We start from the raw sequence: 2668 nt of genomic DNA, 5'->3' as shown, positions 1-2668 counted from the left end.
TGTAATCGGTAAATACAAGTGCAGAGAAAATGGAAAATAAGGATACAGAGAAATCGGCAACAATAAGTACATGATTTCGGCAACAATGAGTGCAGAATAATTTCAGGGATCAGGTTTCCAACCGGGGCATGCCCCGGTTGGAAAAAACCACCTTTGCGAAAAAAACGCGAAGGTCATTATGAATTATTATCTGCACAGAATTATGCTGTATCATCACATTCACAAGCTGTCCCGTCAGGGGCGCTCAGTCAGCTGGATAAGCTCGGAGGTCGGGCTGAACTGGCGCACGGTCAAGCGGCTTCTCTCCATGGATGAGCGGACGTTTCAGGAGGATCTGGAACGTGGGCGCACCAGGGAAAAGATACTCGATCCTTATGAGGGTTTCCTACGGGATAGGCTTTCGCTTTACCCGGACACCTCGGCCGCCCAGCTGCACGACTGGCTCAAGGAGCACCATGCCGGTTTTCCGCAGGTGAGCCAGAAAACCGTATTCAACTATGTCCAGTATATGCGGGATAAATACAATATCCCGCGGGAGGATTCCGCCCGGCAATACATGGCCGTGGAAGAGCTGCCCTATGGCCGGCAGGGACAGGCCGACTTCGGGTTCTACAATATGCGCACCACGGCGGGTGGATCCAAGAAAGTGCAGTTCTTCACCTTCGTGCTGTCCCGATCGCGCCACAAGTACGTGCAGTTCTCGGATGTCCCGTTCACCTGCGAGCTGCTGGTGGAGGCCCATGAAAGGGCTTTTGAATTCATCGGCGGGGTACCCGTGGAAGTGGTGTACGACCAGGACCGGCTGATGATGGTCTCGGAAAATCTGGGGGACATCATCCTGACCCGGGAGTTCAGGGCATACGTGGGCCAGCGCGGCATCACCACCTGGTTCTGCCGCAGGGCGGATCCGGAAAGCAAAGGGAAGGTGGAGAACGTGGTCAAATACGTCAAGCGAAACTTCCTGTACAACCGGCATTACCGGGACCTGGAGACGCTCAACGACGAAGCTGTAGCCTGGCTCCACCGTACTGCCAACAACCTGCCCCATGGCACCACCGGGAAGGTGCCGCGTGAGGAACTTCAAATCGAACTGGCATCCCTGAACCCGTTTTATCCGGTGACCATCCCGCAGCCGGAATATCCCGTACATGCTGTCAGACGCGACAATACCATCAGCTGGAAGGGCAATCTGTACAGCGTGCCCCTGGGCACCTATGCAGGCCCCGGAACGACCGTGGCGGTGAAGCCTTCCGGTGAGGGAATCACCGTACTGGACGCGGCGGGCAGTACGCTGTGCACACACCGTGTATCCCCGCTGAAAGGACAGAAAATCATCCTTACCGACCATAAGCGTGATAAGGGCGTGGCCATTGCCGAAATGATGGAAAAACTGGCGGCCATGATGCCGGACAGGGAAGCCGCCATGCAATGGCTGGAACTCATCAAACAGAGCAAACCCCGCTATATCCGGGACCAGCTCCAGGCACTCACCGAAACGGTAGGCGGGCTGGAACCGCAGGTGGCCGCACGGGCGCTCGAATACTGCATGGCCCATGGCATACTCGGCGCAGCGGACTTCAGGGCCGTGGCATCCAAACTGATAGCCGGCACACGGCCGCAGCAAACAGAGACCAAAGTGGTGCGCCTGAACCCGCTGGGTGGCGGCGTGCCCGGGGCCGGAATACAGCCCGACAGGAGCAGCATATCCGATTACGAAACCCTGCTGGGAAGGTCCTGAGCATCCGGCAGGCTGCATCAACAAGTGAGTCAATGAATCAATAACAGAAAATCATATGGAATCAGTAAACGAGGAAATCAAACAGTTATGTGAACAGTTCAGGCTCGGGGGCATATACCCCGGCCTGCAGCAAGCCGTGCAGCAGGCCGAAAAGGACAACACCGGCTACGGCGCCTTTACCCTGGGGCTGCTGAAGGCCGAGGCGGAGCACCGCTCCCGAAAGGACCGCGAAAGGCGGCTGAAAACCGCGGGGTTACCCGCGGGAGCCGATCTGGACAACTTCGACACCACCGTGGACAATGGACTATCCCCCAGGAAACTCAGCCAGCTGCGCGAGCTCAACTGGATCGACCAGATCTTCAATGTCGTGCTCATGGGGCCATCAGGGGTGGGAAAGACAAGGATCGCATCAGGGCTCTGCCTGGATGCCGTCAGGGCCGGATACAAAGCCTATTTCAGGACCATGCAGGACATCGTCAGCACCCTGCGCACAAAGGATGCCGTACCCTCACAGAACACCGAATACCGCAGGCTCCTGAAAGCAAACCTGATCGTCATCGACGATATCATGCTCTTCCCCCTGCAGAAGGAAATCGCCGTAGCATTCTTCAACTTCATAAACCACGTCTATGAAAACGCTTCAATCGTGATCACAACCAACAAAGCTCCCGCCGAATGGGCTAAAATGCTTGATGACGAGGTGATTGCAACAGCACTCCTCGACAGGATCCTGTACCGGTGCGAAATCATCAGGCTATCGGGTGAAAGCTACAGAATGAAAAATCGGAAATCGTTCTTTGAAAAGCAAAACGACTGATATACTTTTGCACACGGCTCTGCACTGTTGTTGCCATTGTTCTGCATTCATTGTTGCCGAAAACTGTGTATTCCTAATTGCCAAAAACTCTGCACTCTTAATTACCGCTTACA

At 55.2% G+C, this 2668-nt stretch carries 2 protein-coding genes; both read left to right on the top strand.

The features are described 5' to 3' along the window. Positions 1-178: 178 nt before the first annotated feature. Positions 179-1738: an IS21 family transposase gene (gene istA, locus IEX60_RS24625; protein ID WP_188754054.1), complete on the top strand. Its 1560-nt coding sequence runs from the start codon at positions 179-181 to the stop codon at positions 1736-1738. Between the two features lie 55 nt (positions 1739-1793). Beyond that, positions 1794-2555 (top strand): IS21-like element helper ATPase IstB, encoded by a 762-nt coding sequence (istB, locus tag IEX60_RS24620; protein WP_188754053.1) that lies wholly within the window; start codon positions 1794-1796, stop codon positions 2553-2555. Positions 2556-2668: the final 113 nt, after the last annotated feature.

Origin of the sequence: Parapedobacter defluvii, assembly GCF_014642075.1 — a bacterium.
GTDB classification, from domain to species: Bacteria; Bacteroidota; Bacteroidia; order Sphingobacteriales; family Sphingobacteriaceae; genus Parapedobacter; species Parapedobacter defluvii.
The sequence above is the reverse complement of the archived record's forward strand: the minus strand, read 5'-3'. Positions and strand labels throughout refer to the sequence as shown.